The 16,643-nt window shown below is 71.9% G+C and carries 12 protein-coding genes; 7 read left to right on the top strand and 5 right to left on the bottom strand.

Translation table 11 applies throughout. The features are described 5' to 3' along the window. The 5 genes from Q1K33_RS11480 to Q1K33_RS11460 all read left to right on the top strand — a co-directional run. Positions 1-950: Ig-like domain repeat protein (locus Q1K33_RS11480; protein WP_300403997.1), on the top strand; the 950-nt coding region annotated here is incomplete at its 5' end. A 5-nt stretch (positions 951-955) separates the two neighbouring features. Continuing rightward, the gene (locus tag Q1K33_RS11475) at positions 956-1,444 is read left to right on the top strand and encodes a CinA family protein (protein ID WP_363319692.1); all 489 of its coding nucleotides are present in this window, start codon (positions 956-958) and stop codon (positions 1,442-1,444) included. Continuing rightward, a complete protein-coding gene (locus tag Q1K33_RS11470) occupies positions 1,441-2,079 on the top strand; it encodes a sulfotransferase family 2 domain-containing protein (protein ID WP_300403995.1) in 639 nt (212 codons plus the stop codon). The genes Q1K33_RS11475 and Q1K33_RS11470 overlap by 4 nt, the downstream gene beginning before the upstream one ends. 165 nt (positions 2,080-2,244) lie before the next feature. Continuing rightward, a complete protein-coding gene (locus Q1K33_RS11465; protein ID WP_300403993.1) occupies positions 2,245-2,550 on the top strand; it encodes a helix-turn-helix transcriptional regulator in 306 nt (101 codons plus the stop codon). Between the two features lie 136 nt (positions 2,551-2,686). Then, the gene (locus tag Q1K33_RS11460; protein WP_300403991.1) at positions 2,687-5,944 is read left to right on the top strand and encodes a zinc-dependent metalloprotease; all 3,258 of its coding nucleotides are present in this window, start codon (positions 2,687-2,689) and stop codon (positions 5,942-5,944) included. Here the strand turns inward: Q1K33_RS11460 and Q1K33_RS11455 are convergent. The 5 genes from Q1K33_RS11455 to Q1K33_RS11435 all read right to left on the bottom strand — a co-directional run bounded on the left by Q1K33_RS11455 (position 5,934) and on the right by Q1K33_RS11435 (position 14,090). Next, positions 5,934-6,746 carry a DNA-formamidopyrimidine glycosylase family protein gene (locus Q1K33_RS11455; RefSeq protein ID WP_300403989.1) on the bottom strand — a complete coding sequence of 271 codons (813 nt, stop codon included), beginning with the start codon at positions 6,744-6,746 and terminating at the stop codon, positions 5,934-5,936. The genes Q1K33_RS11460 and Q1K33_RS11455 overlap by 11 nt on opposite strands. After that, positions 6,739-11,343 (bottom strand): ATP-dependent helicase, encoded by a 4,605-nt coding sequence (locus Q1K33_RS11450; RefSeq protein WP_300404035.1) that lies wholly within the window; start codon positions 11,341-11,343, stop codon positions 6,739-6,741. The genes Q1K33_RS11455 and Q1K33_RS11450 overlap by 8 nt, the downstream gene beginning before the upstream one ends. A 67-nt stretch (positions 11,344-11,410) precedes the next feature. Beyond that, positions 11,411-12,166: an NUDIX hydrolase gene (locus tag Q1K33_RS11445; protein ID WP_300403987.1), complete on the bottom strand. Its 756-nt coding sequence runs from the start codon at positions 12,164-12,166 to the stop codon at positions 11,411-11,413. Further along, positions 12,163-12,747: an isochorismatase family protein gene (locus tag Q1K33_RS11440; RefSeq protein WP_300403985.1), complete on the bottom strand. Its 585-nt coding sequence runs from the start codon at positions 12,745-12,747 to the stop codon at positions 12,163-12,165. The genes Q1K33_RS11445 and Q1K33_RS11440 overlap by 4 nt, the downstream gene beginning before the upstream one ends. Beyond that, positions 12,744-14,090 (bottom strand): nicotinate phosphoribosyltransferase, encoded by a 1,347-nt coding sequence (locus Q1K33_RS11435; protein ID WP_300403983.1) that lies wholly within the window; start codon positions 14,088-14,090, stop codon positions 12,744-12,746. Before Q1K33_RS11435 ends, Q1K33_RS11440 begins: the two co-directional genes overlap by 4 nt. A 92-nt stretch (positions 14,091-14,182) precedes the next feature. Here Q1K33_RS11435 and Q1K33_RS11430 point away from each other — a divergent pair, with 92 nt between their 5' ends. Together Q1K33_RS11430 and Q1K33_RS11425 are read left to right on the top strand one after the other, a co-directional pair. Further along, on the top strand, positions 14,183-15,826 hold the full coding sequence (locus Q1K33_RS11430) for an N-6 DNA methylase (protein WP_300403981.1): 1,644 nt from the start codon (positions 14,183-14,185) through the stop codon (positions 15,824-15,826). 143 nt (positions 15,827-15,969) lie between these two features. Beyond that, positions 15,970-16,425, top strand: a complete 456-nt coding sequence (locus tag Q1K33_RS11425) for an HNH endonuclease (protein WP_300403979.1) — start codon at positions 15,970-15,972, stop codon at positions 16,423-16,425. The last annotated feature ends 218 nt before the right edge of the window (positions 16,426-16,643 follow it).

Raw genomic sequence — 16,643 nt, 5'->3', positions numbered from 1 at the left:
TCGCCGAGTTCGCCTCCGACGCCCCGCTGCCGGTGGACTACAGCCAGCGCGCCGTGGGGGTCGTCTTCCCCGAGGCCGCGCCGGCCTCGTACGACGCCGGCTCGGACGTCACCTTCGACCTGACGTCGCTCTCGATGACCGGTCCAGGAGACCAGACCGACGCGAGTGTGGACGTCAGCCTGGACGGCACCTCGCTGGGCAGCTTCCCGGTCACCACGACCCCGCTCGAAGTCCTGCCGGGCTTCGACGAGGCCGGCACCGCGTCGGCGAGCATCACGTTGCCGAGCGATCTCGCCACCGGTGACTACGAGCTCGTCGTGACCGGCAGCGACACGGGCACCGAGGCGATCGTCCCGGTCTCGGTGGTCGGCGACGGTGGCGGCGACCTGGCCACTGCGACGATCAACCCGACCGCGGTGCCCGAGACGCAGGAGGTGTTCAGCAGCAGCCTGATCAACGTCCTGGTCTCTGCTGAGGGCGTCACCGCGACCGGCACGGTCGAGCTCCGGCTCGACGGAGCGCTCCTGCGCTCTGGCACCCTCAACGACATCGGTCTGGTGCAGCTGCAGACCGGACGGTTGAGCGAGACGGGCACCTTCGACATCGACGTGCTCTACCTGGGTGACGACAACGTCGCACCCGGCGAGTCGACGGTCACCGTCACGGTCGTCAAGCAGACGCCGAAGATGAAGGTGAAGGCGCCGAACAAGGTCAGCAAGGGCAGCCGCCCGACGGTCAAGGTGAAGCTGAAGGGCGACAACGCCCAGGTCGGCGGCCAGGTGGTCCTCAAGTACGCCGGCAAGAAGACGACCGTGACGCTGGACGGCAAGGGCAAGGCGGACGTGAAGCTCGCCAAGCTCAAGAAGAACACCAAGGTGAAGGTGATCTACACAGGCGACGACTTCTTCGAGCGCGTGAAGAAGAAGGTCACCATCAAGGTCACCAAGTAGCACCCATCGCAAGGCCTCTGCCGGAGCAGGTACACCACCTGCTCCGGCAGAGTGCTGCCACCGTGAGCACCGCCGAGTCGCTGACCGGCGGTGCTCTCGCGGCTGCGCTGACCGCCGTCCCGGGGGCCTCGGCGACGTACCTGGGTGGGGTGGTCGCCTACGCGACGGACGTGAAGGTCGCCGTGCTCGGCGTGCCCGAGGACCTGGTGGAGCGCCACGGCGTGATCTCTGCCGCGTGTGCCATCGCCATGGCCCGGGGAGTCCGCGACCTGACCGGGGCGACCTACGGCGTCGCGACCACGGGGGTCGCCGGGCCGACCGCGCAGGAGAGCAAGCCGGTCGGGACGGTGTACGTCGGGCTGTGCGGACCGGTGTCGGTCCGCGCCGTGCCGCTCGAGCTGGTCGGTGAGCGCGCGGCCATCGTCGAGGCCAGCGTGGCCGCGGCCCTGGGGGCGATCGCCGACCTGGTGGGCGAGGCTAGGCTCCCGGGATGATCGTGTCGCACGAGCATCGCTTCATCTTCCTGAAGACCCGCAAGACGGCGGGGACGAGCGTGGAGATCGCCCTGTCGGGCATCTGTGGGCCCGACGACATCATCACTCCGATCACGCCTGCCGACGAGGTGCTGCGAGCAGACCTCCGAGGACCCCAGAACTTCGCGTCGCCGCCGTTGGTGCGAGAGGCGACCAACCACTCACCGGCCCGCAAGGCGCGCGAGATCGTCGGCGAGGACGTCTGGCGCGACTACACCAAGTTCACCGTCGAGCGGAACCCGTGGGACCAGGTGGTCTCCTCGTACTACTGGGCGGTGCGCACCATGGCCGAGCCCCCCACCTTCGAGGTCTTCGTCCGCCGTCCGCGGGTGGCGAAGCTGGCCGACACCAACGCGCGGATCTATCGCATCGGGGGCCGTCTGGTCGCGGACCGGGTGCTTCGCTTCGAGTCGCTGAGCGACGAGCTCAGCGGCATCTGGGCGGACCTGGGGCTCCCGGGGGCCCCGGACCTGCCGCACGCCAAGTCCGGCGTACGCCCGGCCGTGGCCTACCAGGACCTGTACGACGAGGAGGCGCGCGACATTGTCGCCGACCTCTTCTCCGCGGCCATCACCGACTTCGGCTACACGTTCTGAGCCGTGGCTCGAGCACGAGTGTCGGCATCGTGGGACTCCACACCATTGTCGGTGCGGTCTGACATGATCGTCGACATCGGTCGGTGGTGGCATCCGGAAGAAACATCACTCCGGTAGCGTTGAGCCCACTACATGTCGTCGGCAAGTGCACAGGAGGGGACCCGCATGGTGCTGTTCCGTCGGTTGCTCGGCGACGTACTGCGAGAGCGCCGCGTGGGGCTCGGCCTGACGTTGCGTGAGGTCTCGGCGCAGGCACGGGTGAGCCTGGGCTACATCTCGGAGATCGAGCGCGGACAGAAGGAAGCCTCCTCCGAGCTGCTCGCCTCCCTGTGCGGCGCGCTGGACACCCCGCTCTCCGAGGTCCTGCGTGACGTCTCCGACGCGGTTGCGCTCGAGGAAGCCGCCGCTGCACTGGCGACGCCCATACCGGTCGTGCACGCCCAGGCGGACGTCGTCGCCTCCGCCGCCTGAGCCTGGTTCCGGCGTCCATCACACGGGCGCGCCGCGGACCGCGGCGTAACGCCACGGCGGGCGGTTCGTTGGGCTGATGACGTCGCAGCGCTGCGACCGACTCCCCAGCACTGCTCCGTCCCTGAGGTGACACTCCGTGATCGCTGCCGGCCCACGCCGCATCCGTCTGACCATCGCCGCCCTTCTCGCCACTGCGCTGGCGCCCGCTGTCGGCGGCCTGACCGGCCCAGCGTCGGCGGTCGCGCCGAGCGCGCCCGGCCTCACCGATGAGGTGATCGTCGCCCCGGCACCAGCATCGACCGACCCGTCCGCCGTGGCCGACGACGTCTTCGCGCTGCTGCCTGGCTTCAAGCAGTCGGCCGATCGTCGTACGACGGTCGAGCCACGCCGCTTCGTCGCCTCCCGCATCGATCTCGACGCCGCCGGGTCGCTGCTCTCCGCAGGTGCACGCAGCGCGAGTGGCGCCGGGGCGGTGCCCGCGACGCTGTCACTTCCCGCCCCGGACGGCACGATCGCCCGCTTCTCGGTCATCGAGGACTCGGTGATGGCACCGGCCCTGCAGGCAGCGCACCCCGAGCTGCGTACCTACGCCGGCACCGGGCTGACCGACCCCACCGACACGATCCGGCTCTCCCTGACACCGCTCGGGTTGCATGCGTCGGTGCGCAGCATCCGCGGCAACCGTGCCTGGTACGTCGAACCCGCCTACTACGGCCGCGGAGTGACGACCCACCTGAGCTTCCTGCGCAGCGCCGTGCCTGACTCCGGCCGGATCTTCGACGAGCAGGAGCCGTTGATCCCTCCCCGGGCGACGGAGGAGGCGGGTCTCCCGGTCGCACCGCAGCGACTCGTCGGGGAGGCCGTCACCCAGCGCAGCTACCGGCTGGCGTTCGTCACCGAGCAGAGCTACGCGGCCTTCTTCGGGACCGAGAACGTGATGGCGACCAAGGTCATCCAGGTCAACCGGACCAACCAGATCTACATGGACGACATGGCGATCAAGTTCGTCCTGGCCGAGGGCTCCGACGGGCTCAACCTCGACACCGACGCCAAGGCCATCGAGGAGGACGGTCCGTGCGGGGCCAGCGCCTGCTTCACCAGCGACGAGACCTCGTCGTGCGGGGGCGACATCCTGGACCGCAACAAGTTCGTCGCCGGCCAGATCGTGGGCGCCGACCGGTTCGACATCGGCCACTTCGGCAGCGGCGACGGAAGCGGTGGCGTGGCCTACCTCGGCGTCGTCGGGGGCGCGGACAAGGCGGGCGGGTGCACCGCCCTCGACCCGCCCGCCGGCGACTTCTACGCCGTGGACTTCTTCGCCCACGAGGTCGGCCACCAGATGGCCGGCAACCACACCTTCGACGGCGCCAGCGGTTCCTGCGCCGGTGCCAACCGCAACGCGCCGACGTCGGTGGAGCCCGGCTCGGGCTCCTCGGTGATGGCCTACGCCGGGATCTGCTTCAGCGACGACCTCCAGCCGCACACCGACCCGTACTTCTCGCAGCGCACGATCGACGAGTTCACCGCCAAGGTCACCGAGGACCCGAGCGACCTCGCCGAGCAGCAGTCGGTCAACCTGTCCGGCTTCGGCGCGGGTGACACCTTCGAGCTGACCTACCCCGGAGCGGTGGCACCGGTGATGATCACCAGCGGTGGCAACTACACCGCAGCCGGCCTGGAGGCCGCCATCCTCGCGCTCACCGGCACCGCTGCCGACGTCAGCGGCTACGACGGAGCCAACGCGGTGGGACCCGACGGCTTCACTGTCGACTTCGCCGGTACCGGCGACCTCGACCGCCTCGGCGTCGGCGCCACGACGGGCGGGACGAGCGGCTTCGTCGGGGTCATCCAGAACGGCGGACCCACCACCGAGGGCGGCTCCCCGACCGTGACCGGCAACCGCGCGCCGGTGGCCGCGGCCCCCGAGGACCGGACCATCCCGGTCTCGACGCCGTTCGCGCTGACCGGCTCGGCGACCGACGCCGACGCCGGCGAGCAGGACGGGCTGACCTACCTCTGGGAGCAGAACGACACGGGTCTCCCGGGCGACCCGATCCTGGGGATCGGGCCCGGCACCCCGCTCAACAGCCCGGTGAAGGTGCTCGGGCCGGTCTTCCGGGTCTTCGGCACGAAGGCGGACGTCTCCGACGAGGACACGCTGCTCTACAACTCACCGGGGGAGAACCTGGCCGACGGCAACCCGACCCGGTCGTTCCCGGACGTGGAGCAGGTCCTCGCCGAGGCCACGAGCGCCGAGGGACCCTGCCCGGTGCCGACCACGGATCCGACGTCCGGCATGGAGGGAGCCGCCCTCGACTGCTACTCCGAGTGGCTGCCCGACCCCGTGTACGCCGCGACCCAGGGCGCGCTCAACTTCCGCCTGACGGTCCGCGACGGCTCGCCCCTCGGAGGCGGCACCGGCTTCGACGACGTCACCCTGACGCTCGACCCGTCCGCCGGCCCCTTCCTGGTCAGCTCGCGCGGGGACGACGACACCACAGCCATCGCCGGTGAGACCGAGACGGTCGAGTGGGACGTGGCAGGCACGGCCGGGTTGGCCGAGAACGTGACCATCAGTCTCTCGCTCGATGGCGGCAAGACCTTCGCATACGTGGTGGCCGAGTCCACGCCGAACGACGGCGAGGAGGACATCGTGCTGCCGGGGCTCAACGCCGAGGAGGCGCGGATCAAGGTGGAGGCGGTCGACAACTACTTCTTCGACATCAACAACGCCCCCTTCGCCATCACCGGTGGTCTCGAGCAGCCCGAGGAGCCCGGCGCCGACGCGCCGAAGACCAAGCTCACCGGCGGTACGGAGCGACGGTCGTTCGTCGTGGGACGCACGGCGCCGTTCGAGTACTCCTCCTCCCAGCCGGGCTCGACCTTCGAGTGCGCGATCGACGGCAAGGACGTCGACTGCTCCGAGGGCGGCACGGTGGTGCGCAAGCTGAAGCCTGGCAACCACCTGTTCGCGGTGGCCGCGCGCAACAGCGAGGGCGTGGTGGACCGGACACCTGCCAAGGCCCGCTTCGCGGTGGTGGCCAACGAGAGGGTGCTGACCAAGGACACCACGGGATGGAAGACCCTGAAGGACAAGCGTGCCTACAAGAAGACCTACCTGATGACGAGCAAGAAGAAGCGGGTGCTCTCGCTCGAGGTCGAGAAGGTCTCGCGCATCGCGTTGCTCGTCAGCAAGGCCAAGGGGTTCGGGCGTCTGGCCGTCTTCCTCGACGGTGAGCGACTGAAGGTCCTCAAGACCCAGGCGAGGAAGCCCAAGGTCCAGAAGCTGAAGAAGGTGGCCTCGTTCAAGAAGCGTGCGTCGGGCACCCTGACGATCAAGTCCCTCGACAAGTCGCCGGTGCAGATCGACGGGATCGGCATCTTCAACCCTTGATCGACACCGCTCCAGGCGGGGCCGGCTGGCAGTGCGGACACCAGTACGACGTCCGCTCACGCCCGGCCGGCCCCCGCTTCGCCTGCTGGATCCGCGTCCGGCAGCGTCGGCAGGGCGCGCCGTCGCGGCCATAGACCCACAAGGGGTTACGGGTGTCGCCCGTCGTGGTGCGGGTACGACGGTCCTTGTTCACCTCGAGAGCCTGGTGAGCCCGGGCCACGAGCCGGGGCAGCGCGGTGACGGCGCCGACCGGCGTCGTGGGGTGGAGTCCGCCCAGGAACAGCAGCTCGGAGGCGTAGACGTTGCCGATGCCGGCGAGGTTGCGCTGGTCGAGGATCGCCTCGTACACGGGACGCTCGGGTGTGACGAGGAGCCGGCGCCTGGCCTCGTCCGGATCCCAGTCAGCCCCCAGCAGGTCGGGTCCCAGGTGCCCGACGACGGACTCCTCGTCCGCGGTGGACAGGAGCTCGACGACGCCCAGGGAGAAGCCCACGGCCTCCCGGCCGGCCACGCGCAGCACGACCCGGGCCGTGTGGGCGGGCTTGCTCCACCGGTGGCCGTCGTCGAAGACCCGCCAGACGCCTTCCATCTTGAGGTGCGTGTGCAGCGTCCACCTCTCGTCGCCGCGCACGAGGCGGGTCAGGAGGTGCTTGCCGCGCGGGACCGTCTGCGACACCACGGCGCCGACGAGGTCGGCGGCGGCGTGCTGGGGGACGCGCAGATCGGCGTGCAGCAGGGTCTCACCGCTCAGCCGCGTGTCGAGAAGCCGTGCGGCGCGGTAGACGGTGTCGCCCTCAGGCACGGATCCGCAGCCCCTGGGGAGTGGCCACGAAGCCGGCGCCGGCCAGGGCGGTGCGCACGGGTGTCGTACCCGATCCCAGCAGGGCGGTGCCGTCGGCCTTCTCGACGGTGAGCTTGCCGAGCGCCCCGCGTCGTACGGTCGCGGCCAGGGCGTGGGCCGCGGGGGTCAGGACGTCGTCTCCTCCCACCTCGGTGCCCGTCGCGTCGTCGACCCAGGTGAGCAGGGTGCGGCCGCCACGCTCGATGTAGAGCACCAGGGCGCCGTCCACCAGGACCACGATGGCACCGGCCTTGCGGCCGGGGCGATGCCCGCTCTCGGTGGCCGGCCAGGGCAGGGCAGCGCCGTAGGGGTTGGCGGGATCGGTGGCAGCCAGCGCGAGCGCCTCCCCCTTGGGGGGCTCCGTGGCGCCGCCCGCACCCGCGTCACCTGCGGAGCCTCGCGAGAACGTGCGCAACCGGTCGATCGCCCCGGAGGTCCCGAACTGGGCGGCTCCGAGGCCGTCGACGAAGTAGCCCCGACGACAACGACCGGAGTCCTCGAACGCACTGAGCACCTTATAGGTGGCCGCGAAGCCGCCGGGGCTCCGCTCGCTGACCACGGCCCCGCGGATCACCACACCGTGACGGTCGAGCAGCCGCTCGGCCGTGGCGTGGGCACGCCTGGTCGGGTCGGTGTCGAGATCCGGGAGCATCGCCCAGCGACCAGCCGTCTCGGGAGGACCGGCGCGGGCCACGCGCCCGGGGCGCGGAGGTGGACGACGGGTGCGATGACTGGCGGTGCCCGAGCGGGTGTAGGCGCGCAGGGGGGTGAGGGTGTCGTTGCTGACGCGTCCTGCCCAGACGAGGTCCCACAGGGCGGCGCTGATCGCCTGGTCGGTGAGGGACACCTGGCCGAGACCGGTGCGCACCGTGGCCGCGATCTGGTGGAAGAACCACGCGCCGCCCGGCTCGAGGGCGGCGAGCACGGCGTCGGAGACCTCCGCCGCGGGAAGCGGCGTGCGCTCCGGAAGGGTCAGCGCGGCCTGGTCGGCCAGGTGGAGGCTGACCCAGCCGTCCGATCCCGGAAGGCTGCCGTGGCCGGCCCAGATCACCTCGCCGGCGGCGGTGAGCTCGTCGAGGAAGGACGGTTCGTAGTCGCGCACGCGCGAGGCGAGGATCAGGGGCTCGAGCGCCGAGGCCGGCACCGGGCACCCGGCGAGCTGGTCGATGACGCTGACCACACCATCGACGCCGCGCAGCTTGCCGCCCACGTGCTGCCACGCTGCGAGGAACGTGGCGAGCGCAGCGGGCTCGACCGGCTCGACCTCCTTGCGGAGCCGGGCCAGGGAGCGTCTGCGCAGCGTGCGCAGGACCTCGGCGTCACACCACTCGCTGCCTGAGCCCGCTGGGCGGAACTCGCCGTCCATGATCCGGCCCTGCCCCGCGAGCCGCTGCAGGGTGTGACGGGCCACTGCGGCGCCGAGGCCCAGCCGGTCGGCCACCTGCTCGGTGGTAAACGGCCCGTGGGAACGGGCGAAGCGCGCCACCAGGTCGGCCAGAGGATCGTCCACGGGCTCGCCGAAGACGGTCGGGGTGCCGGGTGGCACGGGGACCCCGAGCCCGTCGCGCAGTCGCCCGACGTCCTCCACGACGGCCCACCGCTGGACTCCGGCCACCCGGACCTCGACCAGCCGGCGGTCGGCGGCGAGGGAGGCCAAGGCATCGTCGAGGGCCACGTCGTCGGTGCAGCGCTGGGCGATCTCGGCGCGGGAGACCGGACCGATCAGGCGGACCAGGTCGACGATCCCCTCGAGCGAGCGGGCGCGTCGCGTCGGTGCCAGGCGTTGCAGCTCTGCCTCCACCTCGGCCAGCACCTCGGGGTCGAGCAGCTCCCGCAGCTCGGCGCGACCGAGCAGCTCGGCGAGCAGTCCCTGGTCGAGCGAGAGCGCGGCGGCGCGACGCTCGGCGATGGGGGAGTCACCCTCGTAGACGAACTGGGCGACGTAGCCGAAGAGCAGGCTGCGCGCGTACGGCGAGGGCGAGGTCGTGGCGATGTCGGTCACCGTCACCTCGCGGCGCTCCACCGAGCGCATCAGCGCGGTGAGGGCGGGCAGGTCGTAGACGTCCTGCAGGCACTCGCGCACTGCCTCGAGCACGATCGGGAACGACGGGTACTTCACCGCGACCTCAAGCAGCGCGGCGGCGCGCTGGCGCTGCTGCCACAACGGCGAGCGCCGGCCGGGGTCGCGTCGCGGCAGCAGCAGGGCACGCGCCGCACACTCGCGGAAGCGCGAGGCGAACAGGGCCGAGCCTCCCACCTCGGTCGTCACGATCTGGTCGAGCTCCTCGGGGTCGAAGACGATCAGGTCGCCCGCGGGAGGCTCGGCGTCGGTGTCGGGGATGCGGATGACGATGCCGTCGTCGGAGGCCAGGGCCTGGCCGTCGACGCCGTACCGCTCGCGCAGGCGGGCATTGATCGCCAACGCCCAGGGAGCGTGCACCGGGGTGCCGTACGGCGAGTGGACGACCAGCCGCCAGTCGCCGAGCTCGTCGCGGAATCGTTCGACGAGGATCGTGGTGTCGCACGGGAGCACCTGGGTGGCCTCGAGCTGCTCGTGGAGGTAGGCCACCAGGTTGCCGGCCGCCCAGTCGTCGAGGCCGTCGTCGCGCGCACGCTGCTCGGCCGTTGCTCGGGGGAGAGCTCCGAGCTCGCGGGTGTAGGCGCCGATGGCGGCGCCGAGCTCTGCAGGTCGGCCGAGGCTGTCGCCCTTCCAGAACGGGAGCCGCCCCGGGATGCCGGGAGCCGGCGTGACCAGCACCCGGTCGTGCGTGATGTCCTCGATGCGCCAGCTGGTCGCGCCGAGGGCGAAGATGTCGCCGACCCGGGACTCGTAGACCATCTCCTCGTCGAGCTCGCCGACCCGCTTGCCCGGTCCCTTCTCGGAGCCTCCGACCAGGAAGACCCCGAACATGCCGCGGTCGGGGATGGTGCCGCCGCTGGTGACGGCCAGACGCTGCGACCCAGGACGACCGGTCATCGTGCCGGTGACCCGGTCCCACACGATGCGCGGACGGAGCTCGGCGAACTCGTCGCTGGGGTAGCGACCGCTCAGGAGGTCGAGGGTGGCTTCGTAGGCGCTGCGCGGCAGGTGACGAAACGGTGCGCTGCGGCACACCAGGGCGTAGAAGGCGTCGACCTCGACCGGCTCGAGCGCGGTCGCGGCGACGACCTGCTGCGCCAGGACGTCGAGCGGGTTGGCCGGGATCCGCATGGCCTCGATCCCGCCGGTGCGCATCCGCTGCACGGCCACCGCGGTCTGGGCCAGGTCGCCGCGGTGCTTGGGGTACAGGACACCGCGGGAGACCTCGCCGACCTGGTGGCCGGCGCGGCCCACGCGTTGCAGAGCACTCGCGACGCTCGGGGGCGACTCGATCTGCACGACCAGGTCGACCGCACCCATGTCGATGCCGAGCTCGAGGCTGCTGGTGGCGACCACGGCCGGAAGACGTCCCCGCTTGAGGTCGTCCTCGATGAGGGCGCGCTGCTCCTTGCTGACCGAACCGTGGTGGGCCTTTGCGATGAGCGCCTCGGCGCCCTTGCTGGCGCCCGACTGCGCCATGATCTCGGCCGGCTGTCGCGCCGACTCGGGCAGGGCCTGCTCGGCGCGCTCGGTGGCGATCTCGTTGAGGCGTGCGGTGAGTCGCTCGGCGAGGCGGCGCGAGTTGGCGAAGACGATGGTCGAGGTGTGCTGCTCGATGAGGTCGACGACGCTCTCCTCGACGTGGGGCCAGAGGCTGGCGCGGCCCTGCCCGCGGGCACCGGCTGCCCCATCGCTGCCGTCACCGGACTCCTCGTCGTAGCCTCCGGGAGCGGTCATGTCCTCGACGGGCACGACGACCTTGAGGTCCCACCGCTTCTCGGCGGGCGGCGCGACGATCTCCACGGGTGCGGCCCCGCCGAGGAAGCCGGCGACCTCCTCCAGCGGACGCACCGTGGCTGAGAGCCCGATCCGTTGCACGGGCTTGTCCAGCAGCGCATCGAGCCGCTCGAGGCTCAGGGCCAGGTGGGCTCCACGCTTGCTGCCCGCGACCGCGTGGACCTCGTCCAGGATGACGGTCTCGATGCCTCGCAACGACTCGCGTGCCTGGCTGGTGAGCATCAGGAAGAGCGACTCGGGCGTGGTGATGAGGATGTCCGGGGGAGTCGTGGTCAACTTGCGCCGGTCGGCGGCCGCGGTGTCACCGGAGCGGACCCCGACGCGGACCTCGGGCAGGGAGGCGCCCAGTCGGTCGGCCGTGTGACGGATGCCGGTCAACGGCGCGCGCAGGTTGCGCTCCACATCGACGCCGAGCGCCTTGAGAGGGCTGATGTAGAGCACCCGGGTGCGCCGGGTCTTCTCCTGCGGAGGCGCCGAGGTGAGCAGCCGGTCGATGGAGGCCAGGAAGGCACTCAGCGTCTTGCCCGAGCCGGTCGGCGCCACGACCAGGGCGTGCTTGCCCGCCGCGATCGCCGCCCAGGCGCCCACCTGGGCGGGGGTCGGCTCGGCGAAGGCTGCCGCGAACCACGCCCGGGTGGGCTCGCTGAAGGCCCCCAGCGGGTCGGTGGAGGCCTCGGACACGGTCACCGGGACAGTCTGCCCGGTGCCACCGACACCCGAGGGTGGGTCCTGGTCAACCGGCTCGGGCTCAGCCGGTCGCACGCAGCATCGGCGGCGAGATGCTCGCGGCGGCGCCGCGACGGTAGAGCAGCGCTCGTCGGCCGCCGGCCTCCGACGGGGTCCCGTGGGTCTCGGTGGGGACGACGAAGTCGTCGGTGCCCAGGACCTTGCGGCGGAAGTTGCCGAGGTCGGGTGCGGTACCCCAGACCGCTGTGTAGACCCGACGCAGCTCCGGCAGGGTGAAGGGCTCGGCGACGAACTCCAGGGCCAGCGTCGTGTACTCGAGCTTGGCGCGGATCCGCTCCACGGCGTCGCGCAGGATCTCCGCGTGGTCGAAGGCGAGGCGGGGCACGTCGGCGGCGACCTCGCCCTCGGGGTCGGTGGTCCGCACGAGCAGGTCGTCGACCGCCCACCACCGTGCCCCGGCCGCGTCCGAGCCGGGATGAGGCTCGGGCAGGTCGGGGGCGAAGGCGACGTGGGCCACCGAGACGACCCGCATCCGGGGGTCGCGGCCGGGCGCGGAGTAGGTGCGCAGCTGCTCGAGGTGGCCACCGTGGCGGCCGAAGCGTTCTACCCCGGTCTCCTCGTGCAGCTCGCGCCACGCAGCGGCTTCGGCGTCCTCGTCGGGCTCCACGAACCCGCCCGGCAGCGCCCACGAGCCGGCGTACGGCTCCACGCCTCGCTCGACGAGCAGCACCGAGAACGCGCCGTCCCGGATGGTGAAGACGGCCAGGTCCACGGTGACCGCGAACGGCGGGTGCGTCTCGGAGTCGTTCGTGCTCATGCGGTCACCGCGCCGGCGGCCCGCATCTCGTCGAGCGCGCTCGCGCTGGTCTCGTCGGCGACGCCCGCGTGCAGTCCGGGGAGCAGCGTCACGGCCAGGCCTGCTGCCCGTGCGTCGAGGACCGTTGCCCGGACGCAGTAGTCGGTGGCGATGCCCACGACGTCGACCTCGGTGACGTCGAGCTCGTGCAGCACCGCTGCGAGGGTCGAACCGTCGTCGGTGACCCCCTCGAAGGCGCTGTAGGCGGGCTCGCCCATCCCCTTGCGGACGTGGTGGGTGACGTGGGTGAGGTCGAGCCCGGGCGCGTAGTCCGACCCGTGCTCGCTCGAGACGCAGTGCACGGGCCAGGTCGAGCTGAAGTCGGGCTCCTCTCCGTGGGCGTGGAAGTGGCCGCCGTTGGTGCTGTCGGCGTCGTGCCAGTCGCGCGAGGCGATCACGGCGGCGTACGAGTCGGCGTGTGCGGCCACGTGGCTGCTGATCGCGGCGGCGACGCCGTTGCCGCCGTCGACGCCGAGCGAGCCTCCCTCCACGAAGTCGTTCTGCACGTCGACGATGACGAGAGCGCGGTGCGGTGTGCTCATCGGTGATCTCCTTCGGTGGTGTCGGTTGATGGGCGCTGGCTGACGGTGAGGTACGACGGACCGGCGGCGACCGAGCGGGTCGGACCGGGCAGGGTGGCGAGCGCGGCGGCGCAGTGCGCGCGCACCTCCTGGAGAGTGGGGGAGTGCACGACCTTCCCGGCGCGGATCGCGGCCACCTGCACGGCCGTGACATCGGGACCGGTCCCGAGGTCGACGTCGTTGCCGGTCGTGAAGAGCTCGCCTACGAGGACGCCGTCCGCGTAGCGTCGCCACGCGGTCTTGCGTCCGCCCACCGAGACCTTGTCGTGCGACTTCTTCGCGACCGGGCGCAGGTCGCCGCGAGGCTCGTCGGCGACCGCGACCAGCTTGTAGACCATGCTCGCCGTGGGGTGGCCCGAGCCGGTCGCGACGCGGGTGCCGACGCCGTACCCGTCGATGGGGGCGTCGGCGAGGGCGGTCAGCACGAACTCGTCGAGGTCGCTGGTGACGATGATCCGGGTGTCGGTGGCGCCGAGCTCGTCGAGCAGCGCCCGCGCGTCGGCGGACTCGTCGGCCAGGTCGCCGGAGTCGATGCGGATCGCGCCGAGTCCCGCGCCGGCGACCTCGACAGCGGTGCGGATGCCCTGGGCCGTGTCGTAGGTGTCGACCAGCAGGGTGGTGCCGACACCCTGGGCCGCGACCTGGCTGGCGAAGGCCGCAGCCTCCGTCGGGTAGGCCAGCGTGAAGGCGTGCGCGGCCGTGCCGACGGTGGGGACGCCGTGGCGCCTGCCGGCGGCGAGGTTGCTGCTGCTGGCGAACCCGGCGACGTACGCCGCCCGCGCGACCGCGACCGCCGACTCCTCCTGCGTGCGACGACTGCCCATCTCGACGAGTGGTCGCCCACCGTCCTCAGGTCGGCCCCCGGCTGCGAGCACCATCCGGGCCGCGGCGCTCGCGATCGCGGAGTCGTGGTTGAGCACGCTCAGCACGAGGGTCTCCAGCAGCACGCACTCGCCGAGCGTGCCGCGGACGGTGAGGATCGGGCTGCCGGGGAAGTAGAGGTCGCCCTCCGGGTAGGCGTCGATGTCCCCGGAGAAGCGGAATGCCCGCAGGTAGGCGGCCGTGACGTCGTTGACGACGCCTTCCTCGAGCAACCACTCGACCTCGTCGTCGGCGAAGGTGAAGTCGGCGACCAGCGGGAGCAGACGGCCGAGCCCGGCGAGGACCCCGTAGCGCCGACCCTCGGGGAGTCGGCGGGCGAAGGCCTCGAAGACGGCCGGGTGCTCGGCGGTGCCGTCGGTGACGAAGGAGGTGAGCATGGTGAGCTCGTAGTGGTCGGTCAGCAGACCGGTCGAGGTGGGCATCGGGCGCCTCCGGATGTTGTAGTCATTATGACCGTAACAGGTGGTGGTGCGGATGGCTTCCCGGGCCCCGCGGCACCCCCTACGCTCGCCCCGTGACGGCCTTCACCGAGAGCGTCCTGGCGACGCAGGACCGTCTCGGGTCTCGAGCCGACGCGTGGGAGGCCGTGATCTCCGCGGTCGCCGAGGCGGTGGGCGTGGCTCCTGCCCGGCGGGCGCCCGACCTCCCCGAGCTGGAGCCCTGGCGCGACCCCACCTCGCTCGAGCACCTCGCCGACACCCACGAGGGCCTCGTCGAAGGTCGTCAGGAGTCCGGGACGTTCTACACCCCCCTGTCGCTCGTCGGCTGGATCCTGGACCGGGTCCTGGTGCCGGGGGAGCAGGCCATGGTCCTCGACCCCGCCTGCGGTGCCGGGCACTTCCTCGTCGCGGCAGCACGTCGGCTGATCGCGCAGGGCACCGCGCCCGCACGGGCAGTCGCGCTGGTGCACGGGGTGGACCTCGATCCGGTGGCCGTGGAGATCACGCGCCTGCGACTGCGCGCCCTGGCTCCCGACTCCGCCACGGAGCCCGACGTACGGCTCGCCGACGGGCTCGGCGAGCATCCCTCGGCGCCGTACGACGTCGTCGTCGGCAACCCGCCGTTCCTCGGCCAGCTCCGACGCCGTACGGCGGCCTCGGCGACGGCCAGAGCGGCGCGGCCGACCGGCCTCGGCCCCTATGCCGACACCAGCGCCGTGTTCCTGCGCCGATCCCTGGACCTGGTCGGCCCGGGCGGTCGAGTCGCCCTCGTCCAGCCCCTGTCGCTGCTCGGTGCTCGCGACAGCGCCGCGATCCGCCACACCGTCGGCGAGCGCGGTGCGGTCACCGCGTTCTGGGCCTCGTTGCGACCCGTCTTCAGCGGCACGTCGGTGCTCACGTGCGTCCCGGTCGTCACGGTGGGGGCATCGGCGGGGCCGGTCGCCACGTGGCACGGGCCCGCCTTCGCGTCGGCGGGTCTGCAGCAGGCACCCGAGGGCGAGTGGGGACCACTGGCGGCCTCGGCGGCCGGCATCCCGGCCGTCGCCCCGCGCACCTCGGGGACGCTATCCGACCTGGGCACGTGCACGGCGGACTTCCGCGACCAGTACTACGGGCTGATCCCCTTCGTCAGTGACGGACCGGACGGCGTCCCGCTGATCACCTCCGGGCTCATCGACCCCGCCGAGTCCCGGTGGGGATCGGCCACGACCCGGTTCGCGAAGATGACCCACGAGGCCCCGAGGGTCGATCTCCCGGCGTTGCACGCCGAGGGCAGCCTGAGTGCGTGGGCCACCGCCCGGCTCGTGCCCAAGGTGCTCATCGCGACCCAGGGCCAGGTGATCGAGGCGGTCGTCGACGAGGCGGGCCGATGGCTTCCGTCGGTGCCGGTCCTCACGTTCACGCCGCAGACCGGCCGGTTGTGGCACGTGCTCGCGGTCCTGCTCGCACCTCCCGTCGTGGCCCTGGCGGCAGCGCGCTACCTCGGCACGGCCCTGGCACCTCAGGCGATCAAGCTGAGTGCCCGTCAGGTCGCCGCCCTGCCCCTCCCCGCTGACACCGCCGGCTGGGACCGCGGTGCCGAGCTCGCCTGTGCTGCCCAGCACGCGGAGGCGACCGAGCGCCCGGCAGCGCTGCGTGCGGTGGCGGAGGTGATGTGCTCGGCGTACGACGACACCGCAGCCCTGGAGTGGTGGACCGGACGCCTGCGCGCCCGATAACCACTTCCCACCCGGCCCGACATGTCCGACGATTTCTCCTGGCCTTAACCCAAACCCACCCGCTACACCGCACAATGGCGCACAGACGGCCTGCCGGGCCGCCAGCGTGCGATGGTGCCCTCACTCCAGGAGGTGAGCAGCCGATGACGACCCTCACGGGCACGGTGCTGCTCTACAACGCCTCCTTCGAGCCGCTCGGCCGGGTCAGCTTCCAGCACGCGGTCAAGATGCTGGTGCGTCAGGTCGCCGTGGTCCACGAGGCCCACGGCGAGCGGATGATCGGTCCCTACCAGTGGCCGCGCGCCCTGCGTCTCGTGCGGTACGTCGCGACCAAGTGGCTCTACTCCCCGGCGGGCTACACGCGACGCGGCGTCCTCGCACGTGAGCGGTACCGCTGCGCCTACTGCGGCCATCGGGCCAACACGATCGACCACCTGCTGCCGCGCTCCAGGGGAGGTACGTGGACCTGGCTCAACACCGTTGCTGCCTGCGGTCCGTGCAACGAGCGCAAGGGCAACAAGACCCCTCAGGAGGCCGGCATGCGGTTGCGTGTCGATCCGTGGCACCCGACACGGGCGCAGGTGGCGGCCTGGAGCTGAGGCCGCGCGCGGAGCCGACCTGCTCCTTGGGGTTGCTGCCGGTGGTTGCGATGGGTGGGGCCGCGCGCGTAGCCGACCTGCTCCCGCCGTCAAGGATCGCCTGCGGCGCCCGCTTCGCGGCGGCCTGCGGCCGTCCTTGACTGCGGGACCCGGTAGGTCGGCTTTGACGGCGCACGGGGCGACGGCCGACCTCGCTGCGCTCGGCGGGCGCCGCCCGC

It is taken from the genome of Nocardioides sp. (genome assembly GCF_029937575.1).
Taxonomy (GTDB): Bacteria; Actinomycetota; Actinomycetes; order Propionibacteriales; family Nocardioidaceae; genus Nocardioides.
Note: the sequence above shows the minus strand (reverse complement) of the source record. Positions and strands in the feature narration are given on the sequence as shown.

What these genes read in the sequence shown, in the direction of transcription:
- Q1K33_RS11425 (WP_300403979.1), top strand. Translation starts at nt 15,970, where the DNA reads ATGACGACCCTCACGGGCACGGTGCTGCTCTACAACGCCTCCTTCGAG.
- Q1K33_RS11465 (WP_300403993.1), top strand. Translation starts at nt 2,245, where the DNA reads ATGGTGCTGTTCCGTCGGTTGCTCGGCGACGTACTGCGAGAGCGCCGC.
- Q1K33_RS11470 (WP_300403995.1), top strand. Translation starts at nt 1,441, where the DNA reads ATGATCGTGTCGCACGAGCATCGCTTCATCTTCCTGAAGACCCGCAAG.
- Q1K33_RS11445 (WP_300403987.1), bottom strand. Translation starts at nt 12,166, where the DNA reads ATGAGCACGAACGACTCCGAGACGCACCCGCCGTTCGCGGTCACCGTG.
- Q1K33_RS11435 (WP_300403983.1), bottom strand. Translation starts at nt 14,090, where the DNA reads ATGCCCACCTCGACCGGTCTGCTGACCGACCACTACGAGCTCACCATG.
- Q1K33_RS11440 (WP_300403985.1), bottom strand. Translation starts at nt 12,747, where the DNA reads ATGAGCACACCGCACCGCGCTCTCGTCATCGTCGACGTGCAGAACGAC.